Origin of the sequence: Pseudomonas sp. B40(2017) (assembly GCF_002112855.1) — a bacterium.
GTDB classification, from domain to species: Bacteria; Pseudomonadota; Gammaproteobacteria; order Pseudomonadales; family Pseudomonadaceae; genus Aquipseudomonas; species Aquipseudomonas pharyngis.
On sequence record NZ_NEIT01000012.1, the window covers coordinates 75,929 to 99,292 of the forward strand.

Genomic DNA, 23,364 nt, shown 5'->3' on the forward strand with positions numbered 1-23,364 from the left:
CGTTTTTTTATGCCTGTGGAAAACTTCGGGCGATCAGCCGCGGGCTTTCTCGATCAGCTCGATGTATTCCGGGGCGTTGCGCTGATCGCGGATCTGGTCGACGAAGGTCTTGCCGTGCTCGTCCTGGCCGTCCACGTCATAACCGGCTGCAACGAAGAACGTCAGAAAACGCTCGAAATCGTCGATGCGCAGGCCACGGTAGGCCTTGACCAGTTTGTGCAGCGACGGCGAGGTGGCGTCGACCGGCTCAAAATCGAGGAACAGCTTGATCTGCTCATCGCCGATCTCGTCACCAATCACTTGCTTCTTATCTTTACGCATTGCCGACTCCAGCTCGCAGACATTTCACGGGGCGGGCAGTTTACCCCTGCGCAGGCATAAGGCTCAACGCGAGCGCGTGCTGCCGGTGTGCAAATCGGCCCAGATGTGGCCGTTGGTGTAACTGAGAAATTGCACGTAGACCGTATCGTTGCGCAACAGATCGACCACCACCCGGTACTGGGCCAGCGGGTAGTAGAGCGTCAGGGTCTTGCTCTTGTCGTCATACACCGGTTTTTTCAGGCTTTTGCTTTCGCCATCAAAGTTGACCAGCACCTGATTGATCGTCGCCCCTTTGTTCAGGGACTTGCCTTTGAGGCGGATCATCAACGAAGAGGTGACCGGAATCGGCTGCTGATTGGACTGGCGCTGAGCGCCGACCACTACGGAATAGTCGGTGACCTGCAACAGTTGCTGCTGCTCGGGCTCGGCATCACGCAGGGTCAGGTCGTCCGGCGGCAGGAATTGACTGTGCATCGGGGCGGCGGCCAGCGGCAGGCTGAGGGTCAGCAACAGGGCGGCGCAGCTGCGGATCAAGAGGCTCATGACAGGCTCCGGGGGACGGGGCCGAGCACTCTAGCATGGGATTCGGGGTGGATCAGCACACCCAAAAACAACTGTGGGAGCGAGCCTGCTCGCGATGGCGTTCTATCAGTCGACATCAATGTTGTCGACATACCGCCATCGCGAGCAGGCTCGCTCCCACACGGGGCAATGCAGGTTCTTACATGCCTTTGACGGCGAAGATCCCGTTGGCGTTGCGCCAGTAGCCTTTGTAGTCCATGCCGTAGCCGAAGATGTAACGGTCGATGCACGGCAGACCGACGAAATCGGCTTTCAGGTCAGGACGGGCCTTGCGGTCGTGGTCCTTGTCGATCAGCACGGCGGTGTGCACTTTGCGCGCGCCGGCGTGACGGCAGAAGTCGATGATCGCGCCCAGGGTGTGCCCTTCGTCGAGAATGTCGTCGATGATCAGCACATCACGGTCGATGAACGAGACTTCCGGCTTGGCTTTCCAGAACAGGTCGCCGCCGCTGGTTTCGTTGCGATAGCGGGTGGCGTGCAGGTAGGACGCTTCCAGCGGGAACTGCAGATGGGTCAGCAGTTTGCCGGAGAAGATCAGGCCGCCGTTCATCACGCAGAACACCACCGGGTTGCTGTCGGCCAGTTGTTCGTTGATTTGTGCACCGACGCGGGCAATGGCAGCCTCGACTTCAGCTTCGGTGTACAGGCAGTCAGCCTCTCGCATGATTTGACGGATATGCTCGAGATCAGCGGACATGGCGCTCTCCAAGGGGGGTCTGTTTCGGAAAAGCGAGCAAAGGTACGCATCCCGCACGGCCGAATCAAGCATTTGTGGACTAACGTACTGTATGTCCTATAGGACATCACCGTCGGATAGATTAATCTAGGCCGGTTTTTTTGCCCGCCGCCGGAGCCTTTCCCCATGTCCATCCAAGAGATCCGCCATCCGCTGATCCGTCACAAACTTGGCCTTATGCGCCGTGCAGACATCAGCACCAAGAATTTCCGCGAACTCGCGCAGGAAGTCGGTGCCCTGTTGACCTATGAAGCGACCAAAGACCTGCCGCTGGAAACCTACGATATCGAAGGTTGGTGCGGCACCGTGTCGGTCGAGAAAATCGCCGGCAAGAAGATTACCGTCGTGCCGATCCTGCGTGCCGGCATCGGCATGCTCGAAGGCGTGTTGAGCCTGATCCCGGGCGCAAAAGTCAGTGCCGTGGGCGTTGCCCGTAACGAAGAAACCCTGCAGGCCCACACCTACCTGGAAAAACTGGTTCCGGAAATCGACGAACGCCTGGCGATGATCATCGACCCGATGCTCGCCACCGGCAGCTCCATGGTCGCAACCATCGACCTGCTGAAGAAAGCCGGTTGCAAGGACATCCGCGCGATGGTGCTGGTTGCCGCGCCGGAAGGCATTGCCGCTGTCGAGAAAGCTCACCCGGACGTGATCATCTACACCGCGTCCATCGATCAAAAACTCAACGAGCACGGTTACATCATTCCTGGGCTTGGCGATGCCGGTGACAAGATCTTCGGCACCAAGCAGAAGGACGCGTAAGCATGCAGCAAGAGTTCAACGATCCGCTCTGGCGCACGGTGCTGTCCGGCGCACAGATGCTGTTCGTGGCTTTCGGCGCCCTGGTGCTGATGCCACTGATCACGGGCCTTGACCCGAACGTGGCACTGTTTACCGCAGGTCTGGGAACAATCCTGTTCCAGATCGTCACCGGACGTCAGGTGCCGGTATTCCTGGCGTCGAGCTTCGCTTTCATCACCCCGATCATTCTCGCCAAGGGCCAGTTCGGCCTCGCCGCGACCATGGGCGGCGTGATGGCGGCCGGTTTCGTCTACACCTTCCTCGGCCTGGCCGTGAAGATCAAAGGCACCGGGTTCATTGACCGTTTGCTGCCGCCGGTGGTGATCGGCCCTGTGATCATTTCCATCGGTCTGGCCATGGCGCCGATTGCCGCGAACATGGCGATGGGCAAGGCCGGCGACGGTTCGGAACTGATCCATTACCAGACCGCCATGATGATCTCGATGCCGGCGCTGCTGACCACATTGATCGTGGCGGTGTTCGGCAAGGGCATTTTCCGTCTGGTGCCGATCATTTCCGGCGTGCTGGTGGGTTTTGCCCTGTCCTTCTACTTCGGCGTAGTCGACACCGCGAAAATTGCCGCGGCACCGTGGTTCGCCCTGCCGGCCTTCACCGCACCGGAGTTCAACTGGCAGGCGATCCTGTTCATCGTCCCGGTAGCTTTGGCCCCGGCCATCGAACACATCGGCGGCGTGATTGCCGTCGGCAGCGTGACGGGTCGCGACTACCTGAAGAAGCCGGGCCTGCATCGCACCCTGCTCGGTGACGGGATCGCCACCACTGCAGCCGGCCTGTTCGGCGGCCCGCCCAACACCACCTACGCCGAAGTTACTGGCGCGGTGATGCTGACCAAGAACTACAACCCGAAAATCATGACCTGGGCGGCGATCTTCGCCATCAGCCTGGCGTTCATCGGCAAGTTCGGCGCCCTGCTGCAAAGCATTCCGGTGCCGGTGATGGGCGGTATTCTGTGTCTGCTGTTCGGTTCGATCGCGGCAGTGGGGATGAACACCCTGATCCGTCACAAGATCGACCTGGGCGAAGCGCGCAATCTGGTGATCGTTTCGGTAACCCTGGTGTTCGGTATCGGTGGTGTGCTGGTCGGCACCGGCACAGGTCCGGACGACTTCGGCCTCAAAGGCATCGCGCTGTGCGCGGTGGTGGCGATTGCGCTGAACCTGCTGCTGCCGGGCAATGACGGCTGGAAGCAGAAAAAGGCGGATGAGCCGCTGATCTAAACTTTTAGATCTTCATCGCCTGACAGTCAGCCTTCGCGAGCAAGCCCGCTCCCACATTGAAATGCAATCAAATGTGGGAGCGGGCTTGCTCGCGAAGCTTTTGGCTCTTACTAGAGGGCCAGTGGCGCCCGTTCACAAAGTGTTGCCAACGCCTTCGCCCATTGCGGGTCGTCATTCAGGCACGGCACCAGCACCAACTCCTCGCCCCCTGCCTCACAAAACTGTTCCTTGCCGCGATCGCCGATCTCTTCCAGGGTCTCGATGCAATCGGCAACAAACGCCGGGCACATCACCAGAATCTTCTTCACGCCGCTTTTGGCCAGCTCATCCAGCCGCGCTTCGGTGTAGGGCTCGATCCATTTCGCCCGGCCCAGCCGCGACTGAAACGACACCGACCACTTGCCGTCCGGCAGCCCCATGCGCTCAGCGAACAACGCCGCTGTGCGCAGACATTGGGCGCGATAACAGGTGGCCAATACGGCAGCCGAGGCGTTCTTGCAGCAATCTTCATTTTTGAAGCAATGATTGCCGGTCGGGTCGAGCTTGGTCAGGTGCCGCTCAGGCAAACCATGGAAGCTCAGCAACAGGTGATCGTAATCCTGCTGCAAATGCGGTTTGGCGCTGGCCACCAGGGCGTCGAGATATTCCGGCTGATCGTAGAACGGCTGCAACACCGACAGTTGCACATCGAGTTTTTTCTCGCGCACCACCCGCTTGGCTTCTTCGATCACGGTGGTGGTGGTGCTGTCGGCAAACTGTGGATAAAGCGGCGCGAGGGTGATGCGTTTGTGTCCCGCCGCGACCAGTTTCAGCAGATTTGTCTCGATGGACGGCTCACCGTAACGCATGGCCAGCTCCACCGGGCCGTGGGTCCACTGCGCCTTCATCTGCTGTTGCAGGCGACGACTGAGTACCACCAGCGGCGACCCTTCGTCCCACCAGATCGAGGCGTAGGCATGGGCCGACTGCTCCGGGCGCTTGATCAGAATCAGCGACACCAGCAGACGCCGCACCGGCCACGGCAGGTCGATCACGTACGGGTCCATCAGGAATTGATTGAGATAGCGGCGCACGTCGGCCACCGAAGTGGAGGCCGGCGAACCCAGGTTGACCAGAAGCAAGGCGTGATCGGTCATGCAACGTCCTATTTCAGAGGCGGCTGGAAAGATCGTCCAGGGCCGCGCGTAAATCCGTGAACCGGAAAGTGAATCCCGCTTCCAGCAAGCGTTTGGGCGTGGCCCGTTGGCCACCCAGCAACAGCAATGACATCTCGCCGAGCCCGACCTTCAAGGCGAGGGCCGGCATCGGCATGAACGCCGGGCGGTGCAACACGCTGCCCAGGGTCTTGGCGAATTCGCGATTGCGCACAGGTTTCGGCGCGCACGCATTATAAGGACCGCTCGCCTGATCGCGGTGCAGAAGAAAATCAATCAGGGCGATTTGGTCATCGATATGAATCCACGGCATCCACTGCCGACCGTTGCCCAAAGGCCCGCCCAGCCCGAGCTTGAACGGCAGCAGCAGGCGCGACAAAAAGCCGCCCTCGGCCGACAGCACCAGCCCGGTGCGCACCAGCACCACGCGAATGTCCATCGCTTCGGCGCGTTGCGCGGTCTCCTCCCAGGCGATGCATAACTGACTGGCGAAATCGTCAATCACCGGTGGCGAGTCCTCGGTCAACTCGCGCTCGCCGCCGTCACCGTACCAACCCACGGCCGAGCCCGAGATCAGCAGCGACGGTTTCTGCCCGCGATGTTCCAGCCACGCCAGCAACGCTTCGGTCAGCGTAATCCGACTGCTCCACAACAACGCCTTGCGCCGATGGGTCCACGGCCGGTCGGCAATCGGCGCGCCGGCCAGGTTGACGATCACGTCGACCGGTTCGTCGCCAAGGTCCTCCAGACGCGCAATGCCACGCACCTGGGCGCCACAGATTTTCGCAACTTTTTCCGGACGACGACTCCAGACCGTCAGGCGATGCCCCTGGGCGGACCAGTGTCGGCAAAGCTGACGTCCGATCAATCCAGTACCGCCGGTCAGCAATATGTGCATGACTTCTTCCTCGCGTGGCGTTTTACCCCGATCACTAGTCTATTTTTATAAACAGGGATCTTTTCTATCGGGCAGGCTCTATTGTTTAACCATAGGCCAAGCTGTCAGAACAAGAACGCTGGAAGTTATACCAAAAAACATAATTGTACAGGTTTCATCCACGGCGTAGTCTGTACAGAAAGGTAAACGAGGCCCCTATGACTGTACCTATCGCAATCATTGGCACCGGCATCGCCGGACTCTCCGCCGCCCAGGCGCTGACAGATGCCGGGCATACCGTTCAGTTGTTCGATAAAAGTCGCGGCAGCGGCGGGCGCATGTCGAGCAAGCGCAGCGATGCCGGTTCGCTGGACATGGGTGCGCAATACTTCACCGCCCGTGATCGGCGCTTCGTGACCGAAGTCCAGCGCTGGCAAAGCAAAGGCTGGGTCGCCGAATGGGCACCGCAGCTCTACACCTTTCATGGCGGGCAGTTGAACCTGTCGCCTGACGAACAGACCCGCTGGGTCGGCACGCCGCGCATGAGCGCCATCACCCGGGGCCTGCTCGATGGCCTGGAAGTGCATTTCGCCTGCCGGATCACCGAGGTCTATCGCGGCGAAGAACACTGGCACCTGCAAGATGCCGAAGGTTTCACCCACGGACCATTCAGCCACGTGGTGGTCGCCACACCGGCGCCTCAGGCTACTGCCCTGCTGGCCTCCGCACCGAAACTCGCCGGTGCCGCCGCCGGCGTGAAAATGGACCCGACCTGGGCCGTCGCCCTCGCCTTCGATACACCGCTGGATACGCCAATCGAAGGCTGCTTCGTCCAGGACAGCGCCCTCGACTGGCTGGCCCGCAACCGCAGCAAACCGGGACGCGACACCACGTGCGACACCTGGGTCCTGCACGCCACCAGTGCCTGGAGCCGGCAGCACATCGATCTGCCCAAGGAAGCGGTGATCGAACAATTGCACGGCGCCTTCGCCGAGTTGCTGCACAGCGCCATGCCGGCCCCGACCTTCAGCCTCGCCCACCGCTGGCTCTATGCCCGGCCGGCCAGCAGTCATGAATGGGGCACCCTGGCCGACGCCGATCTGGGCCTGTATGCCTGTGGCGACTGGTGCCTGTCGGGTCGGGTCGAAGGGGCATGGCTCAGTGGCCAGGAGGCGGCAAGACGCTTGCACGAACACCTGCAGTGAATCGCATCAACCCCCGCAAATTGCTGCTGTCGAAATGGACAGCAGCTCACCCGCAAAACCGTGAAAAGCATTTTCTGGTGACCGAACTGTTCCGCGACGAGGACGGCACGGTGCTGGAAATCGAACTGCAGGCGGTGCTGACCCGGCGTACCGAGCAATGCGACTGGCATGCCCTGCAGGATGATTCACGCTGGAAAATGGGCTGGCGCTAAAAACCTCAAAAAAACTTATACAAACAGTTTGACTTGTACACCCATAAATCTATGCTGAAAGCATGGTGTACAAATCTATTTGTCTGTACAGGTTCAGATTCGAGGTTGCTGCATGTCCGACTCATCGACGTCCCTACCGAAAATCGCCATCAGCGCCTGCCTGATGGGCGCCGAAGTGCGCTACAACGGCGGGCACAAGGAATCGCGGCTGTGCAGCCGCACCCTGGCCGAGCATTTCGAATTCGTTCCCGTCTGTCCTGAGGTAGCGATTGGCCTGGGGATTCCCCGCGAGCCGATTCGTCTGGTGGGCGATCCGCAAAAGCCTGATGCAGTCGGCACCGTCAATCCGTCGATCAACGTCACCCAGCCATTGGCCGCCTACGGCGAGAAAATGGCCGGGGAGCTCAATGACATCTGCGGCTACATCTTCATGCAGCAATCGCCGTCCTGCGGACTTGAGCGAGTCAAGGTCTACCACGCCAACGGCGCACCGGTGAATGGTGGTGGGCGTGGCATTTACGCGGAAGCGTTCTGTGCACAGCATCCGGATCTGCCGGTGGAAGAAGCCGGGCGTCTCAACGATCCGGTGCTGCGGGAGAATTTCATCACCCGCGTGCTCGCCTACCGCGAATGGCAACAAGTGCTCAAGCAGGGCCTGAGCCGCCGCGTACTGACAGAATTTCACTCGCGCTACAAATACCTGCTGATGGCGCACAACCCGGTGCAATACAAGGCGCTGGGCAATCTGCTGGGCAACATGGGCCAGACCGACCCGGCCGAGCTGGGCCCGCGCTATTTCAGCGAACTGATGGCGGCACTGAAAAAATGCGCCACCCGCCGTACCCACAGCAACGTCCTGCAGCACATCAGTGGCTACCTGAAACAGGCGATCAGCCCCGAAGACAAACAGGAAGTGCAGCACATCATCGGCCAGTACCGGCACGGCATCGTGCCGCTGGTGGTGCCGTTGACCCTGCTCAAGCATCACTTTCGCCTCCACCCGGATCCCTACATTGCGCAGCAGGTTTACCTGCAACCGCATCCGGAAAACCTCAGCCTGCGAAACGCCATTTGATGAATGACTCACTCGACACCAGCGCCCGGGAAGACCTCGGCGCCGACTTCAAGAAAGCCCTCGACGAGGGCTGGCTGCCGATCCGCGAAGTCGCCCGTCAGACCGGCGTGAACGCCGTCACCCTGCGCGCCTGGGAACGGCGCTATGGGCTGATCGTTCCGCAGCGCACGCCCAAGGGCCATCGCTTGTACAACGCCGAGCATGTGCAACGTATCCAGAACATCCTTACCTGGCTCAACCGTGGCGTAGCGGTCAGCCAGGTCAAACCGCTCCTCGACACTGCGCAGACGTTCAACGAACCAGCGCAGGACGAATGGCATCCACTGCGCCAGGCCGCCCTGCTGGCGGTCACCCACCTGAACGAGCGCAGCCTCGACGACGGCATCAACCAGGCGATGGCGCTGTATCCGCCACGCACTCTGTGCGAGCAATTGCTGCTGCCGCTGGTAAGCGATCTTGAACAGCGCTGGCAGGGCCAGTTCGGCGCGCAGATGGAGCGGGTGTTCTTTTATGCCTGGTTGCGCAGCAAATTCGGCGCACGCATCTACCATAACAATCGTCAGTTGCGCACCGCGCCGCTGCTGCTGATCAACCAGTCGGACCTGCCACTGGAGCCGCATCTGTGGCTCTGCGCCTGGCTGATCAGCAGCGCCGATTGCCCGGTGCAGGTATTCGATTGGCCGCTGCCGGCCGGCGAACTGGCGTTGGCAACCGATACCCTGCAAGCCCGTGGCGTACTGCTGTATTCCAGCAAAGCCCTGAACCTGGCGCAGCTACCGAAACTGTTCAACGGTGTCAGCTGCCCGAAACTGATTGTCGGACCAACGGTGTGTATTCACCACGCCGAGTTGTCCGCAAAGACTTCCGAACTCGCTGATCTGTTCCTGGCCGAAGACCCCCTTTCGGCACATCGGGCACTCATTGAGCGTGGGTTGATTTAATGATTCCGACAGAGACCGACATGCAATTGATCTGGCTGCGCAGCGACTTGCGCCAACATGACAACACCGCCCTCGCGGCCGCCGCCGAACGCGGCCCGACCGTCGCCGTGTACCTGTTGAGCCCTGAGCAATGGCAGGAACATGACGACGCGCCGTGCAAGATCGATTTCTGGCTGCGCAATCTGCGTGAATTGAGCAAAAGCCTTGGCGACCTGAACATCCCGCTCCTGATCCGCACCGCGCCTCGCTGGGATCAGGCACCCGCCGTGCTGCTCGAACTGTGTCGGCAACTGAAGATCGAGGCGGTGCACGTCAACGAAGAATACGGCATCAACGAAAGCCGTCGCGACGAGGCAGTTGCCGAAGCGTTGCAAGCGGCAGGCATCACCTTCCACAGTTACCTCGACCAATTGCTGTTCAAGCCCGGCAGCGTGCTGACCCGAACCGGCACTTACTTCCAGGTGTTCAGCCAGTTCCGCAAGGTCTGCTACGAACGCTTGCATCGCTCGATGCCTTCGCTGAAACAGGCCCCGGGCAAACAATCGGCGTTGAACATCGACAGTGACCCCGTTCCAACAACCATCGAAGGGTTCCCGACACCCGGCGACTCCCTGCGCGCCTTGTGGCCCGCCGGTGAATCCGAAGCCCGGCGTCGCCTCGACACGTTCGCCGATGCACAGATCGACTACTACAAGAGCGAACGAGACTTCCCGGCCAAACCCGGCACCAGCCAGCTTTCGGCCTATCTGGCCGCCGGTGTGATCTCGCCGCGCCAATGCCTGCACGCTGCCCTGCAGAGCAATCAGGGCGAGTTCGAAAGCGGCAAGGTCGGCGCCGTCACCTGGATCAACGAACTGCTGTGGCGCGAGTTCTACAAACATATTCTCGTCGGTTATCCGCGGGTTTCACGGCATCGCGCATTCCGTCCGGAAACCGAAGCCCTGGCCTGGCGCGACGCACCAGAGGATCTGGCCGCCTGGCAAGAGGCGCGCACCGGCTTGCCGATCATCGATGCAGCCATGCGCCAACTGCTGGAAACCGGCTGGATGCACAACCGCCTGCGGATGGTGGTGGCGATGTTTCTGACCAAGAACCTGTTGATCGACTGGCGCGAAGGCGAGCGTTTCTTCATGCGCCACCTGATCGACGGCGATCTGGCCGCCAACAACGGCGGCTGGCAGTGGAGTTCCTCGACCGGCACCGATTCGGCGCCGTATTTCCGCATCTTCAACCCGCTCAGCCAGTCGGAAAAATTCGACAGCGAAGGCCTGTTCATCAAGCACTGGCTGCCGGAGCTGGCCGGGCTGAACAAGAAAGAAGTGCACAACCCGGCCAGTGCTGGCGGGTTGTTCGGCGTCGCCGACTATCCGGCGCCGATCGTTAATCTGAATGCATCACGGGAGCGGGCGCTGGCAGCGTTCAAGAACCTGCCGTCGCGCGCGTCTCAAGGAGTGAGCGATGAGTGAATTCCTGCGCGGTTTCGCCCAGCGGTTCGCACAGTTGAACAAAGACAACTTGCGCACCCTGGACGGACTGTACAGCGAGGACATTCATTTCACCGATCCGCTGCACGAAGTGCAGGGGCTGACGAACCTGCGCGGTTACTTCAGCGAGTTGTACGCCAACGTCAACGAACTGCGCTTCGATTTCCACGGCTTCGACCAGATCGGCGAAGGCGAAGGTTATTTGCGCTGGGTCATGAGTTACCGCCACCCGCGCCTGAGCGGTGGACAACTGATCCGCGTCGCCGGCTGCTCGCACCTGCTCTGGCGCGACAAGGTTTACCGCCACCGGGATTACTTCGATGCCGGAGCGCTGCTTTATGAACATTTACCTGTATTGGGCCGGGTGATCGCCTGGCTGAAAAGGAGATTGGGATGAGTCGTACAGCTCCACGTCGTTACTGGTTGACCGGTGCCAGCAGTGGCATCGGCGCAGCACTCGCGGAAGACATTCTCAAAAGCGGTGCACAGCTGGCGGTCAGTTCCCGCCAGGTCGCGCCGCTCAAGGTTCTGTCACAACGGTATCCGGGACAGGTTCTGGTGTTGCCCGGCGATCTGACCAACAGCCAGACCGTACGCGAAATTGGCGAACAGATAGCCGCGGACTGGGGCTCGCTGGATACCGTCATCCTCAATGCCGGGACCTGCGAATACGTCGACGCTCACCAGTTCGACGCCTCGATCATCGAGCACGTGGTGCGTACCAACCTGCTCGCCAGCAGCTATTGCATCGAAGCCGCCCTGCCCTTGCTGCGCAAAGGTACGGCACCGCATCTGGTGGGGATGGCCAGCTCGGTGACCTATGTGCCGCTGCCACGCGCCGAAGCCTATGGCGCATCGAAGGCCGGGCTGCGTTATCTGTTCGAATCCCTGCGCATCGACCTGGCGGACGAAGGTATTGAAGTCACGGTAATCAGCCCAGGATTCGTCGATACACCGCTGACCGCCAAAAATGATTTTCCGATGCCACTCAGCTGGCCTGCGGACAAAGCCGCGCGGCATATCTTCGCCAAGCTGAAGGATCGGCCGCTGGAGATCGCCTTTCCCGCACTGTTCATGGCAGCTCTGTGGCCCTTGTCGAAAATGCCCGCCCGCGTACAACTGGCGATTGGCAAACGCATGGTGCGCAGCAACCCGCCGCTCAGGGATGCAACATGAAAATCGCCATCGTCGGCAGCGGCATCGCCGGTTTGACCTGCGCGTACCTGCTCGCACGCCGACACGAAATCACCGTGTTCGAAGCAGACGCCCGGATCGGCGGCCATACGCACACGGTGCCGGTCACCGTGGACGGGCGCGAGTATTCGGTGGACACCGGCTTCATCGTGTTCAACGACTGGACGTATCCGAACTTCATTCGTTTGCTTGGCCAACTGGGTGTGACGTTCAAACCCACCGAGATGAGCTTTTCGGTCAACGATCCGGACACTGGCCTGGAATACAACGGCAACAACCTCAACAGTCTGTTCGCCCAGCGCAGCAATCTGCTGTCGCCCGGATTCTGGGGCATGTTGCGCGACATCCTGCGGTTCAATAAAGAAGCCCGGCGCGACCTTGCCGAACAGCGGATCGCCACCGACACCACCCTCGACGATTACCTCAAGGCCGGCGGGTACGGCGAGCGTTTCATCCTGCATTACATCGTGCCGATGGGCGCGGCGATCTGGTCGATGCCGATGGCCGAGATGCTTAATTTTCCGTTGCAGTTCTTCGTGCGTTTTTTCGAGAATCACGGGTTGCTGTCGATCAGCAACCGGCCGCAGTGGCAGGTGATCGAGGGTGGCTCAAGTGCTTACATCGCGCCGCTGACCGCGTCGTTCAAGGAACGGATCCGCCTGAACTGCCCGGTGAGCCGGATCGATCGCGATGCGCACGGCGTGGTTATCCACAGCCCGGCCGGCATCGAACGTTTCGACAAAGTAGTGCTGGCCTGTCACAGCGATCAGGCGTTGCGACTGCTGGGAAGTCCTGACGATAAAGAACGGGAAATCCTCGGCGCCCTGCCCTACGCCGACAACGAAGTGGTGCTGCACACCGACACCCGTCTGCTGCCCACACGCAAACGGGCCTGGGCCAGCTGGAATTATCGCCTCGGCGGAGCGGGTCATACCCGGGCAGCCGTGACCTACGACATGAACATTCTGCAGGGCCTCCAGAGCGACACCACGTTCTGCGTGAGCCTTAACCAGAGTGCCGGCATCACGCCGTCCAAAGTGCTCGCACGCTTCACCTACGCCCACCCGCAATTCAGCCTCGCGGCGGTGGCGGCGCAGCAACGCTGGGCAGAACTGGACGGCTTGCACCACACGCATTATTGCGGCGCCTATTGGGCCAACGGTTTTCATGAGGACGGCGTGGTCAGCGCCCTGCGCGTGGCCGCAGCCTTCGGAGAAAGCCTGTGAACAGCGCGCTCTACAGTGGCTGGATCGCCCATCGGCGATTTGCTCCGCGCCGTCATGAATTCCGTTACCGGATCGGCATGCTGTATCTCGATCTGGCTGAGCAGGAGACGGTGCTGGGTCTATCCCGGCTGGCCGGTGCCAGCCGCTTTGCGCCGTTTTCATTCCGCGAAACCGACTACCTGAAAACCTTCACCGGCCGGGGCGTGCGCCTGAGCGATGCGGTGCGGCAACTTGTCGGCGAAGCCCTGGGCCATGCGCCGCAAGGTTCGATCTGCCTGCTGACCCAGCCGCGCAGCTGGGGCCTGTCGTTCAACCCGGTGAGTTTTTTCTATTGCCACGAGGCCGACGGCCAACTGGCGGCGATTCTCTGCGAAGTCCGCAACACTCCGTGGCGCGAGCGTTTTCACTACGTGTTGCCGGCCAGAGCGCCCAGCAATCTGCAGGACTTTCACCAGCACTTTGCCGTGGCCAAGGCGTTTCATGTCTCGCCATTCCTGCCGCCGGACCTGGAATACCGCATGAGCTTCAGCCCTGCCGCGCAGGTCCTGGGCGTGCACATGGCCGACTGGCAAGGCGAGCAAAAACTGTTCGACGCCACCCTCGATCTGCGACGCGTCCCCCTTGATCGGCGCCACTTGCACCGGCACCTGTGGCGCTTTCCCTGGATGACCGCCAAGACCGCGCTGGCGATTTATTGGCAGGCGCTGCGCCTGTTGCTCAAGCGCACCCCGGTGTATGACCACCAGCGTGCCGACGACCGCTTTCGAACCGCCACCGTACCGACCGAGGAACGCCACCATGAAATCCACTAGCGTCTCGGCCAAAGCCAGCCTGCTCAGCCCCCACGGCCTGAGCGGATCGCTGCTGCGCCGGGGAGTGCTGCGCAAGCTCGAGCAGCTCAAGCAGGGTCAACTGATCGTGATCGAGGACGGCGAACGCCACGTCTTTGGTACGCCGGGCAGCACGCTGGTGGGGGAAATTCAGGTGCTGGATCCCGCCGTCTGGGGGCTGGTCGCCGGCAATGGTTCGATCGGTGCCGGTGAGGCCTTTATTCATGGCTACTGGCGCTCGCCGGATCTGACGGCCGTAGTGCGTGTGTTCGTCAGCAACCTTGAAGTGCTCGACGCCATGGAAGGTGGCCTGGCCCGGCTCGGTCGCCCGCTGGTGCGCGGGCTGCACTGGCTCAACCGCAATACGCGCCAGGGCTCGCAGAAAAACATCGCCGCGCATTACGACCTCGGCAATGACCTGTTCGAGCAGTTCCTCGACCCGACCATGATGTATTCGGCTGCGCAGTTTCTCAGCCCCGACGACAGCCTGGAGCAGGCGCAACTGAACAAACTGGAGCGGATCTGCCAGAAACTCGCGCTCAAGCCCGGTGACCACCTTCTGGAAATCGGCACCGGCTGGGGCAGCATGGCGCTCTATGCGGCGCAGCACTACGGCTGCAAAGTCACCACCACCACGCTGTCGAAGGAGCAGTTCGCCTTCACCGCGGCCCGCATCGAACGCCTCGGTTTGCAGGATCAAGTGACGCTGCTGCTCAAGGACTACCGCGACCTCACCGGCCAGTACGACAAACTGGTGTCGATCGAAATGATCGAGGCGGTCGGCCACCGCTTCTTGCCGACCTACTTCAAGCAATGCGCGCACCTGCTCAAGAGCAACGGCCTGATGCTGCTGCAGGCGATCACCATCCGTGAACAGCGCTACGAACAGGCGCGCCGTGGCGTGGACTTCATCCAGCGCTACATTTTCCCCGGCGGCGCCCTGCCCTGCGTGCAGAAAATGCTCGAAATCGTCGGCCGCGACACCGACATGAACCTGTTGCACATGGAAGATTTCGGCCTGCATTACGCCCGCACCCTGCGTCTGTGGCACGAGAACTTTCGCCATGCGCACGGCCGTCTGAGCGAACTGGGCTATGACGATTACTTCCTCAGGTTGTGGGAGTTCTACCTGTGTTACTGCGAGGGTGGATTCCTCGAGCGCACCATCGGCACCGCACAACTGGTGCTGGCCAAACCGGCGGCGATGACGGCGCCTTTGCTGGGCCGGTTCGATGCTTGAACGGTTGGCCAACGCGGTGCTGTTCCAGATCGGCTGGCTGGCCTGCGTGCTCGGCGGTAACAGTTTGTGGTTGCTGCTGGCGCTGGCGGTGCTGGTGATTCATCTACGCTGGATCAGCAATTGGGCGCATGAAGGCCGATTGATCCTCAGCGTGGTGATTATCGGCACGGCGGTGGACAGCGTGTTGCGCGGCCTCGGGGTTTTCGAGTTCAAGGATCTGTCGCCGCTGATTCCGCTGTGGCTGATGTTGCTGTGGGCGTTGTTCGCCACGACATTGCGTCATTGCCTGCAATGGAGCGCACGGCCGTGGTGGCTGGCCAGTCTGCTCGGCGCGGCAGGTGGCGCGCTGTCCTATGGCGCCGGCGGACGACTGGCCGGTGTGCAATTTCCTTTTGGTGAGTTACCGACCCTGATCGGCATCGCACTGCTGTGGGCGTTGCTGTTTCCGCTGCTGCACCAATTGTCCCGACGGCTAGCGCGTTAAACGCCTGTCAGACCTTTCACACGCTCACGGGTCACTGCCGTACACTGGCGCCATGAAAACCATTCCCCATCGGCAAATTGCCGAGCCTGAGGTCACCTGTTCGACCTGTGCAGCCTGCTGCTGTCAGCTTGAGGTGATGCTGATCACCGACACTGGCGTCCCCGAACGTTTTATCGATACCGACGATTGGGGTGGCGAGGTGATGCTGCGTCTGGATGACGGCTGGTGCGCGGCGCTGGATCGCGACACGATGATGTGCACGATTTACGAGAAGCGCCCGCTGATCTGCCGCGAATTCGAAATGGGCGCTCCGGAATGCATCGACGAACGCCAGGGAATTGCCACGGCGTATCGCTGACAGTTCAGTCTCCCTAAAACGACTGTGGGAGCGAGCCTGCTCGCGATAACGGATCACCAGTCAACATAAGCATTGAATGTGAAATCGCAATCGCGAGCAGGCACGCTCCCACTCTTTTTACATGAAGCCGTTTTACAGCGGCATCGTGTAATGCAGTGCGTAGCTTTCCACCCCGTCGTTGTCGCTGCTCAGACCGGCGTTGGAATAGTGCGTCGCACGGATCCCGACTTCATGCCCGCCATTGAAGCGCAGGCCGAAACCGATACGGTCTTCGAACTGAAAGGAGCCGCCGAGCTTGTTGTCTTCGTATTCGGTGTTGGAGAACAGCGCCACGCCGATCCCCGCCTCGACATACGGTTTGACCGACTGACCGGCAAACTCGTAAACAAATACCGGCGAGAACGACAGGCTGTTGTTGCTCGACGTCTTGTCGCCTTCCCAATAAGTGTAAGCCCCGCTCCAGTAACCGGTCAGACGACCGACGTCACTTTGCAGCCAGCTCTTGTCCCAGTCGAAATTCATGCCCAGGCGATAAGTCATCGTCGAATCGCTGGTAGCACCCACTGCAAACTCGACGCCAGCAGCCTGTGCGGTAAAACTTTGCCCCATCAGTGCAGCCGCAATCGCGGCCAAGCAGAATAGTCGCTTCACTTTGAAACTTCCTTTTCCGGAACGATCGTTTGGTTTTCTAGGTCACTCTGCGCTATAGAAATCTGCGCTTGGTCAGAAGTTCAGCTGACTTTTTAGATATTTCACATTTTTTTTACAAAGTGAATCTTTTAACGTCGCCAACGACTTGGTCCAGCAGGACCAGGGTCTTGCGTAAAGACGCGGGATCGGCGCTGGTCCAGAATCTGACCGGTCGGTTCGGACCTTCGGCGAGCAGATCACGCTCGGCCAGCAGCCGCTGCAGTTGCCGCGCTACCGCCGCGCCGGTATCGATCAGGCTGATGCTCTCGGGGATCATCGACTTGAGCATCGGCTTGAGAAACGGGTAATGGGTGCAGCCCAGAATGATCGTGTCGCAGCCGTTGGCCAGTAGCGGGTCAACGTAGTGCTTGAGCAATGCACGCAACTCGGCGCTGTGCAGATCGCCGCTTTCAATGCGCTCGACCAGTCCGGGACACGGCTGAGTGATGACCCGCACATCCGTGGCGAAGCGGTCGAGCAATGCGGCGAACTTGGCGCTCTGCAAGGTGCCGGTGGTGGCGAGTACGCCGACCACGCCGCTGCGGGTGGCCGCGGCGGCCGGTTTGACCGCTGGCTCCATCCCGACAATCGGCCAGTCGGGAAAGTCCCGGCGCAGATCGGCAACGCCGGCCACGGTCGCGGTATTGCACGCGATCACCAGCGCCTTGGCCCCCTGCTCACGGAAAAAACCGGCCATCACGCTACAACGCTGGCGGATGAATTCCGGGGTTTTCTCGCCATAGGGAATATGGCCGCAATCGCCGAGGTACAGCAGTGATTCATTCGGCAGCAGGTGCTGGATTTCCGCCAGTACCGACACGCCACCGACGCCGGAGTCGAATACGGCGATCGGCGCTTCACGCATGCTGCGAACCACAAACGCTGCAACCGGGATCGCGCTTGACCCGCAGCTCACGGAAGCGCGAACCCAGCGCATCGATCAACAGCAGACGGCCCACCAGTGGTTCGCCAAAACCCGCCAGCAACTTCAAGGCTTCCAGCGCTTGCAGACTGCCGACCAGACCGACCAGCGGCCCGACCACGCCGGCTTCGCTGCAAGTCAGTTCGGCTTCGCTGCCGTGACCGTACAGGCAGTGGTAGCACGGGCTCTCGGCGCGACGTGGGTCGAACACCGAAAGCTGTCCTTCAAGGCGAATCGCCGCGCCGCTGACCAATGGCTTGCGCGCCACCACACATGCGGCATTGACCGCTTCGCGAGTGGAGAAGTTGTCCGAGCAGTCGAGCACCAGATCCACCGCCGCCACGGCGGCAGCGAGAGAATCCTCGTCCAGCGCCTGACGATGAGGCACCAGTTTGATTTCAGGATTGATCGCGCTCAGGCGCTTGAGCGCCGAGTCGACCTTGGTCATGCCGACGCTGTCGGTGTCGTGGATGATCTGGCGTTGCAGGTTGGTCAGGTCGACCGTGTCGAAATCCGCCAGGTGCAACTCACCGACACCCGCCGCCGCCAGATACAAGGCCACCGGCGCACCGAGACCACCGAGGCCGACGATCAATACCCGGCTGTCCTTGAGCTTCAACTGGCCATCGATGTCGATGTGTTGCAGCAGGATCTGCCGACTGTAGCGCAACAATTCCTGATCATTCAGCACGGCAGGCGCCCCAGGCTGATCCGTTGATGGCCGCCCAGATCAGTGCGGCTGTGGACTTCGTCGAAACCTTGCGTCAGCAGCAGATCGCGCACGGCTTCGGCTTGATCATAGCCGTGTTCGAGCATCAGCCAGCCACCGGCCTCGAGATGGGACGGCGCCTGGGCGATGATCAGCCGCAGATCGTCGAGCCCGTCGATGCCGGCCACCAATGCGCTTTCCGGCTCGAAGCGCACATCGCCTTCCACCAGATGCGGATCGGCCGCGGGGATGTACGGCGGGTTGCTGATGATCAACTCGAAACGCTTGCCTTCGAGGGCGCTGAACCAGTGGCTGCTCAGCACCGTTGCGTTATTCAGGTGCAGGCGCTGACGATTGCGCTCGGCCAGGGCCACGGCTTCCAGCACGCGATCCACGGCGGTGACCTTCCACGCCGGGCGCTCGCTGGCCAGAGCCAGGGCAATCGCCCCGCTGCCGGTGCCGAGGTCGAGCACTTTGGCCGGGGTCGCCGGCAACAATTCCAGCGCGGCTTCCACCAGCAGTTCGGTGTCCGGGCGTGGGATCAGCGTGTGCGGTGCGACTTCCAGATCGAGCTTCCAGAAACCCTGCTGGCCCAGAATGTAGGCCACCGGCTCGCCGCTGCGGCGGCGTTGCAGGTACTCGGCGAAGACCAGTGCGGCTTCGCTGGGCACGATGCGCTCGGGCCAGGTGTGGAGAAAACTGCGCGACTTGCCCAGCGCGGCGGCCAGAAGCAATTCGGCGTCCAGACGCGCGCTGGGCGAATCCGGCAATTCGGCGGCGCGCAACAGGCTGGCGATGATGGTCATTTACTCACCTATCGCTGCGAGCTGGTCGGCCTGGTATTCGGCCAGCAACGGCTCGATCACCGCTTCGACGCCACCGGCGAGGATTTCGTCGAGGGAATACAGGGTCAGGTTAACGCGGTGGTCGGTGACCCGGCCCTGGGCAAAGTTGTAGGTGCGGATGCGCTCGGAGCGGTCACCGGAACCCACCAGCAATTTACGTTCGCTGGCGATGGCGTTGGCCGCCGCAGCGGTCTGCTGGTCGTTGAGCTTGGCCGCCAGCCAGGCCATCGCCCGGGCACGGTTCTTGTGCTGGGAACGTTCTTCCTGGCACTCGACAACGGTGCCGGTCGGGATGTGGGTGATGCGGATCGCCGAGTCGGTGGTGTTGACGTGCTGACCACCGGCCCCGGAGGAGCGGTAAGTGTCGACGCGCAAATCCGCCGGGTTGATCTCGATGGCTTCGCGCTCGTCCGGCTCGGGCAACACCGCCACAGTGCAGGCCGAGGTGTGGATACGGCCCTGGGATTCGGTGGCGGGTACACGCTGTACGCGGTGCGCGCCGGATTCGAATTTCAGCTTGCCGTAAACGTTGTCGCCTTCGATGCGGGCGATGACTTCTTTATAGCCACCGTGTTCGCCTTCGTTTTCCGAAAGGATTTCCACCCGCCAGCCACGCCGTTCGGCGTAACGCGAATACATGCGGAACAGGTCGCCGGAGAAGATCGCCGCCTCGTCGCCACCGGTGCCGGCGCGGATTTCGAGGAACACGTTGCGCCCGTCGTTAGGATCCTTGGGCAGCAGCATGCGTTGCAGGTCGGATTCCAGCGTGATCAGCAATTCCTTGGCTTCGCGGACTTCTTCCACGGCCATTTCACGCATGTCCGGGTCGCTGTCCTTGAGCAGCGCCTGCGCGCCTTCAAGATCGCATTGTACGCCGAGCAGCTTTTTATAGCCTTGCACCACCGGCTCAAGTTCGGCGTATTCCTTGGAATAGGCGCGGAATTTGGTCTGGTCGGAAATGACTTCGCCGTCGCCGAGCAGCGCGGTCAGTTCCTCGAAACGGTCCTGGAGAATGTCCAGCTTATTGAGCAGTGACGCTTTCATTGCGGTTTTTTATCCGAAAAGCTATCCGGTGAGCCCTCGAGGGCAAAGAGTTCCTGAGCCATGGCCAGCGCATCGAGGCGGCCTTCGGCAGAAAGCTTTTTCAACTGCACGCTCGGGGCGTGCAGGAGTTTGTTGGTCAGGCCACGGGCCAGTTGCCCGAGGACGTCTTCGGCGTTGCCGCCGTTGGCCAGCAGGCGCAGCGCCTTTTGCAGCTCTTCGTCGCGCAGGCGTTCGCTCTGTTGACGATAGGCCTTGAGCACATCGACCGCCGCCAGCTCGCGCAGGCGCACCATGAAATCGTCGGCGCCGACCGAAACCATCTCTTCGGCCGCCTGCGCTGCACCCTGACGGCTCTTGAGGTTTTCGGCGACCACTTCGTGCAGATCGTCGACGCTATAGAGGTAAACGTCGTCGAGTTCGCCGACTTCCGGCTCGATGTCGCGGGGAACAGCGATGTCGACCATGAAGATCGGCTTGTGCTTGCGCAGCTTCAGCGCGCTTTCCACCGCACCTTTACCGAGGATCGGCAACTGACTGGCGGTGGAGCTGATAACGATATCGCTGCGCACCAGTTCAGCCGGGATGTCCGACAGCAACACCGCGTGGGCACCGAACTGCTCGGCGAGCAGACTGGCGCGCTCCAGCGTCCGGTTGGCGACCACGATGCGCTTGACCCCCAGTTCATGCAGATGGCGGGCGACCAGGGTGATGGTCTCGCCGGCACCGATCAGCAGGGCCTGGCTGCGTTGCAGGTCGCTGAAAATCTGTTTGGCCAGGCTGACGGCGGCAAACGCCACGGATACCGGGTTTTCACCGATGGCAGTGTCGGTGCGCACCTGCTTGGCGGCATTGAAGGTCGCCTGGAACAGTCGCCCGAGCAGCGGCCCGATGGTGCCGGCCTCGCGGGCCACGGCGTAGGCCGATTTCATCTGGCCGAGAATCTGCGGTTCGCCCAGCACCAGCGAGTCGAGCCCGGAGGCGACGCGCATCATGTGACGAACGGCCGCATCGTCTTCATGCACATAAGCACTCGCCCGCAGCTCTTCGAGGCTCAATTGATGGTATTCGGCCAGCCAGCGCAACACGATGTCCGCCGACACGTGATCCTGTTCTATATACAGTTCACTGCGATTGCAGGTGGAGAGGATCGCAGCTTCGCGGCTGTCGGTGAGTCGGCAGAGCTGCTGCAAGGCCTCCACCAGCTGCTCAGGGGTAAAGGCCACGCGCTCGCGGACGTCTACTGAAGCAGTCTTGTGGTTGATACCGAGTGCAAGGAAGGCCATTCAAGGTCGCTGATGGTGACGTGAAGCCGGCAATTGTCCTACTTCGTCAGATTCAGAACAACTACCGCTGACTATTGTCCCAATTGCCGGCCCCTATAATGGCCACAATCGAGACTCGGTTATGTTTGGCCGAAGGCTTGTGTCATGATGATCCGACCGCAGGTTAGTCGTCCTCTTCCTATATGAATAGATCTTCCGCGTTGCTCCTCGCTTTTGTCTTCCTCAGCGGCTGCCAGGCCTTGGCCCCCGTTCCGCAGGACGGTGCCTCACCGGTCGAAGACACCACGCCGGCCCCTGAAAAGCCCAAGGTTTACAGCTCGTTCAGCCAGGAAACGGTGTTCAGCCTGCTGAGCGCCGAGCTCGCTGGCCAGCGCAATCGTTTCGATATTGCCCTGGACAACTACGTGACCCAGGCCATCAATACCCAGGATCCGGGTGTTTCCGAGCGTGCGTTCCGCATCGCCGAGTACCTGGGCGCCGACCAGCCGGCCCTCGATACCGCGCTGATCTGGGCGAAAAACGCCCCGGACGACCTCGAAGCGCAACGCGCCGCCGCCGTGCAACTGGCCCGCGCCGGGCGCTATGACGACTCGATGGTCTATATGGAGAAAGTCCTGCAGGGCAAGGGCGACACCCATTTCGACTTCCTCGCGCTGTCGGCCGCCGATACCGATCAGGAAACCCGCAACGGCCTGATGAAAAGCTTCGACCGCCTGTTGCAGCGTCACCCGAACAACAATCAGCTGATTTTCGGCAAGGCCCTGCTGATGCAGCAGGATGGCGACAGCAAAGGTGCGCTTGCCCTGCTCGAAGACCATCCGCCGGAAGACGGCGAGATCGCCCCGATCCTGCTGCGCGCGCGCCTGCTGCAAGGGCTGAATCGCGGCGACGAAGCGCTGCCGCTGCTGCAAAAGAGCATCAAGAAGTATCCGGACGACAAGCGCCTGCGCCTGACCTACGCGCGGATGCTGGTGGAACAGGACCGGATGGACGACGCCAAGGTCGAGTTCTCCACCCTGGTTCAGCAATACCCGGAAGACGACGAACTGCGTTATTCCCTGGCGCTGGTCTGCCTGGAAGCCAAGGCCTGGGACGAGGCCAAGGGCTATCTGGAAGACCTGATCGCCCGGGAAAGCCATGTCGACTCGGCGCACCTGAACCTGGGCCGCATCGCCGAAGAGCGCAACGACCCGCAAGGCGCGCTCATCGAGTATGCCCAGGTCGGCCCGGGCAACGACTATCTGCCGGCGCAACTGCGTCAGGCCGATATTCTGATGAACAACGGCAAGACCGCCGAAGCCCAGAGCAAACTGGCCGCCGAGCGTGACGAGCAGCCGGATTACGCGATCCAGCTGTACCTGATCGAAGCCGAAACCCTGTCCGCCAATAATCAGGGCGACAAGGCCTGGAAAGTCCTGCAACAAGCCTTGCAGCAGTACCCGGACGATCTGAATCTGCTTTACACCCGCGCGATGCAGGCGGAAAAACGCAATGACCTGGCGCAGATGGAAAAAGACCTGCGCCTGATCATCAAGCGCGATCCGGACAACGCCATGGCCCTCAACGCTCTCGGCTACACGCTGTCCGACCGCACCACCCGCTACGCTGAAGCCAAGTCGCTGATCGAGCAGGCGCACCAGATCAACCCGGAAGACCCGGCAGTGCTCGACAGCCTCGGCTGGGTGAACTTTCGCATGGGCAATCTGGAGGACGCCGAGAAATACCTGCGTCAGGCCCTCGAGCGCTTCCCCGATCATGAAGTCGCCGCGCATCTGGGCGAAGTGCTGTGGGCCAAGGGCAAACAGCGCGAAGCAAAACAAATCTGGGGCAAGTTCCTCAAAGACCAGCCTGACAGCACCATCCTGCGCAGCACCATCAAGCGCCTGACCGGATCCGAGACTCTTTAACTC

Annotated in this window: 26 protein-coding genes; 15 read left to right on the forward strand and 11 right to left on the reverse strand. The window is 61.2% G+C overall.

Going from position 1 to position 23,364, the window contains the following annotated elements; genetic code table 11:
- Nucleotides 1–33: 33 nt before the first annotated feature.
- The 3 genes from CAF76_RS27585 to CAF76_RS27595 all read right to left on the reverse strand — a co-directional run bounded on the left by CAF76_RS27585 (nt 34) and on the right by CAF76_RS27595 (nt 1,600).
- Nucleotides 34–321, reverse strand: coding sequence for a PA4642 family protein (locus CAF76_RS27585; protein WP_085649212.1), 288 nt, complete (start codon nt 319–321; stop codon nt 34–36).
- A gap of 63 nt (nt 322–384) precedes the next feature.
- Nucleotides 385–864, reverse strand: a complete 480-nt coding sequence (locus CAF76_RS27590; RefSeq protein WP_085649213.1) for a hypothetical protein — start codon at nt 862–864, stop codon at nt 385–387.
- A gap of 178 nt (nt 865–1,042) precedes the next feature.
- The gene (locus CAF76_RS27595) at nt 1,043–1,600 is read right to left on the reverse strand and encodes a hypoxanthine-guanine phosphoribosyltransferase (RefSeq protein ID WP_007951681.1); all 558 of its coding nucleotides are present in this window, start codon (nt 1,598–1,600) and stop codon (nt 1,043–1,045) included.
- A 165-nt stretch (nt 1,601–1,765) separates the two neighbouring features.
- Between CAF76_RS27595 and upp the strand changes: the two genes are divergently transcribed.
- Both upp and CAF76_RS27605 read left to right on the forward strand, forming a co-directional pair.
- On the forward strand, nt 1,766–2,404 hold the full coding sequence (gene upp / locus CAF76_RS27600) for a uracil phosphoribosyltransferase (protein WP_007951682.1): 639 nt from the start codon (nt 1,766–1,768) through the stop codon (nt 2,402–2,404).
- 2 nt (nt 2,405–2,406) lie between these two features.
- Complete coding sequence (locus tag CAF76_RS27605; RefSeq protein ID WP_039766305.1) at nt 2,407–3,681, forward strand: uracil-xanthine permease family protein; 1,275 nt, start codon at nt 2,407–2,409, stop codon at nt 3,679–3,681.
- 110 nt (nt 3,682–3,791) lie between these two features.
- On the opposite strand, the gene hemH is transcribed toward CAF76_RS27605, so the two are convergent.
- Both hemH and CAF76_RS27615 read right to left on the reverse strand, forming a co-directional pair.
- The gene (gene hemH / locus CAF76_RS27610) at nt 3,792–4,817 is read right to left on the reverse strand and encodes a ferrochelatase (protein WP_085649214.1); all 1,026 of its coding nucleotides are present in this window, start codon (nt 4,815–4,817) and stop codon (nt 3,792–3,794) included.
- 13 nt (nt 4,818–4,830) lie between these two features.
- Nucleotides 4,831–5,733: a TIGR01777 family oxidoreductase gene (locus tag CAF76_RS27615; protein WP_039766308.1), complete on the reverse strand. Its 903-nt coding sequence runs from the start codon at nt 5,731–5,733 to the stop codon at nt 4,831–4,833.
- Between the two features lie 197 nt (nt 5,734–5,930).
- On the opposite strand from CAF76_RS27615, the gene CAF76_RS27620 reads away from it, so the two are divergent.
- From CAF76_RS27620 to CAF76_RS27675, 12 genes are all read left to right on the forward strand, one after another.
- Complete coding sequence (locus tag CAF76_RS27620) at nt 5,931–6,917, forward strand: NAD(P)/FAD-dependent oxidoreductase (protein ID WP_039766309.1); 987 nt, start codon at nt 5,931–5,933, stop codon at nt 6,915–6,917.
- Nucleotides 6,914–7,129, forward strand: a complete 216-nt coding sequence (locus tag CAF76_RS27625) for a TIGR02450 family Trp-rich protein (protein ID WP_039766311.1) — start codon at nt 6,914–6,916, stop codon at nt 7,127–7,129. Before CAF76_RS27620 ends, CAF76_RS27625 begins: the two co-directional genes overlap by 4 nt.
- Before the next feature lie 112 nt (nt 7,130–7,241).
- Complete coding sequence (locus CAF76_RS27630) at nt 7,242–8,204, forward strand: DUF523 and DUF1722 domain-containing protein (protein ID WP_039766312.1); 963 nt, start codon at nt 7,242–7,244, stop codon at nt 8,202–8,204.
- Entirely contained in the window at nt 8,204–9,145 is a 942-nt protein-coding gene (locus tag CAF76_RS27635) for a MerR family transcriptional regulator (RefSeq protein ID WP_085649215.1), read from the forward strand. Before CAF76_RS27630 ends, CAF76_RS27635 begins: the two co-directional genes overlap by 1 nt.
- 20 nt (nt 9,146–9,165) lie before the next feature.
- A complete protein-coding gene (gene phrB / locus CAF76_RS27640; protein WP_143491858.1) occupies nt 9,166–10,611 on the forward strand; it encodes a deoxyribodipyrimidine photo-lyase in 1,446 nt (481 codons plus the stop codon).
- Nucleotides 10,604–11,026, forward strand: a complete 423-nt coding sequence (locus CAF76_RS27645) for a nuclear transport factor 2 family protein (RefSeq protein WP_085649216.1) — start codon at nt 10,604–10,606, stop codon at nt 11,024–11,026. Before phrB ends, CAF76_RS27645 begins: the two co-directional genes overlap by 8 nt.
- The gene (locus CAF76_RS27650; protein WP_085613393.1) at nt 11,023–11,805 is read left to right on the forward strand and encodes an SDR family oxidoreductase; all 783 of its coding nucleotides are present in this window, start codon (nt 11,023–11,025) and stop codon (nt 11,803–11,805) included. The genes CAF76_RS27645 and CAF76_RS27650 overlap by 4 nt, the downstream gene beginning before the upstream one ends.
- On the forward strand, nt 11,802–13,049 hold the full coding sequence (locus CAF76_RS27655; RefSeq protein ID WP_085649217.1) for an NAD(P)/FAD-dependent oxidoreductase: 1,248 nt from the start codon (nt 11,802–11,804) through the stop codon (nt 13,047–13,049). The genes CAF76_RS27650 and CAF76_RS27655 overlap by 4 nt, the downstream gene beginning before the upstream one ends.
- On the forward strand, nt 13,046–13,861 hold the full coding sequence (locus CAF76_RS27660; protein WP_085649218.1) for a DUF1365 domain-containing protein: 816 nt from the start codon (nt 13,046–13,048) through the stop codon (nt 13,859–13,861). Before CAF76_RS27655 ends, CAF76_RS27660 begins: the two co-directional genes overlap by 4 nt.
- A complete protein-coding gene (locus tag CAF76_RS27665; RefSeq protein WP_064599381.1) occupies nt 13,848–15,119 on the forward strand; it encodes a cyclopropane-fatty-acyl-phospholipid synthase family protein in 1,272 nt (423 codons plus the stop codon). Before CAF76_RS27660 ends, CAF76_RS27665 begins: the two co-directional genes overlap by 14 nt.
- Nucleotides 15,112–15,603, forward strand: coding sequence for a DUF2878 domain-containing protein (locus tag CAF76_RS27670; RefSeq protein ID WP_085613397.1), 492 nt, complete (start codon nt 15,112–15,114; stop codon nt 15,601–15,603). The genes CAF76_RS27665 and CAF76_RS27670 overlap by 8 nt, the downstream gene beginning before the upstream one ends.
- Before the next feature lie 52 nt (nt 15,604–15,655).
- Nucleotides 15,656–15,961 carry a YkgJ family cysteine cluster protein gene (locus tag CAF76_RS27675; protein ID WP_007951707.1) on the forward strand — a complete coding sequence of 102 codons (306 nt, stop codon included), beginning with the start codon at nt 15,656–15,658 and terminating at the stop codon, nt 15,959–15,961.
- Nucleotides 15,962–16,093: 132 nt separating this feature from the next.
- Here CAF76_RS27675 and CAF76_RS27680 read toward each other — a convergent pair whose 3' ends face one another.
- The 6 genes from CAF76_RS27680 to hemA form a co-directional block, all read right to left on the reverse strand.
- Complete coding sequence (locus tag CAF76_RS27680) at nt 16,094–16,612, reverse strand: acyloxyacyl hydrolase (protein WP_039766327.1); 519 nt, start codon at nt 16,610–16,612, stop codon at nt 16,094–16,096.
- A 112-nt stretch (nt 16,613–16,724) separates the two neighbouring features.
- Nucleotides 16,725–17,516: a glutamate racemase gene (gene murI, locus CAF76_RS27685; RefSeq protein ID WP_085649219.1), complete on the reverse strand. Its 792-nt coding sequence runs from the start codon at nt 17,514–17,516 to the stop codon at nt 16,725–16,727.
- Nucleotides 17,509–18,264 (reverse strand): molybdopterin-synthase adenylyltransferase MoeB, encoded by a 756-nt coding sequence (locus CAF76_RS27690; protein WP_085649220.1) that lies wholly within the window; start codon nt 18,262–18,264, stop codon nt 17,509–17,511. The genes murI and CAF76_RS27690 overlap by 8 nt, the downstream gene beginning before the upstream one ends.
- A complete protein-coding gene (prmC, locus tag CAF76_RS27695) occupies nt 18,258–19,088 on the reverse strand; it encodes a peptide chain release factor N(5)-glutamine methyltransferase (RefSeq protein ID WP_085649221.1) in 831 nt (276 codons plus the stop codon). Before prmC ends, CAF76_RS27690 begins: the two co-directional genes overlap by 7 nt.
- Nucleotides 19,089–20,171 carry a peptide chain release factor 1 gene (gene prfA, locus CAF76_RS27700; protein WP_085649222.1) on the reverse strand — a complete coding sequence of 361 codons (1,083 nt, stop codon included), beginning with the start codon at nt 20,169–20,171 and terminating at the stop codon, nt 19,089–19,091.
- Nucleotides 20,168–21,454 (reverse strand): glutamyl-tRNA reductase, encoded by a 1,287-nt coding sequence (gene hemA / locus CAF76_RS27705; RefSeq protein WP_039766341.1) that lies wholly within the window; start codon nt 21,452–21,454, stop codon nt 20,168–20,170. The genes prfA and hemA overlap by 4 nt, the downstream gene beginning before the upstream one ends.
- Nucleotides 21,455–21,636: 182 nt before the next feature.
- Here hemA and CAF76_RS27710 point away from each other — a divergent pair, with 182 nt between their 5' ends.
- Nucleotides 21,637–23,361, forward strand: coding sequence for a tetratricopeptide repeat protein (locus tag CAF76_RS27710; protein ID WP_085649223.1), 1,725 nt, complete (start codon nt 21,637–21,639; stop codon nt 23,359–23,361).
- Nucleotides 23,362–23,364: the final 3 nt, after the last annotated feature.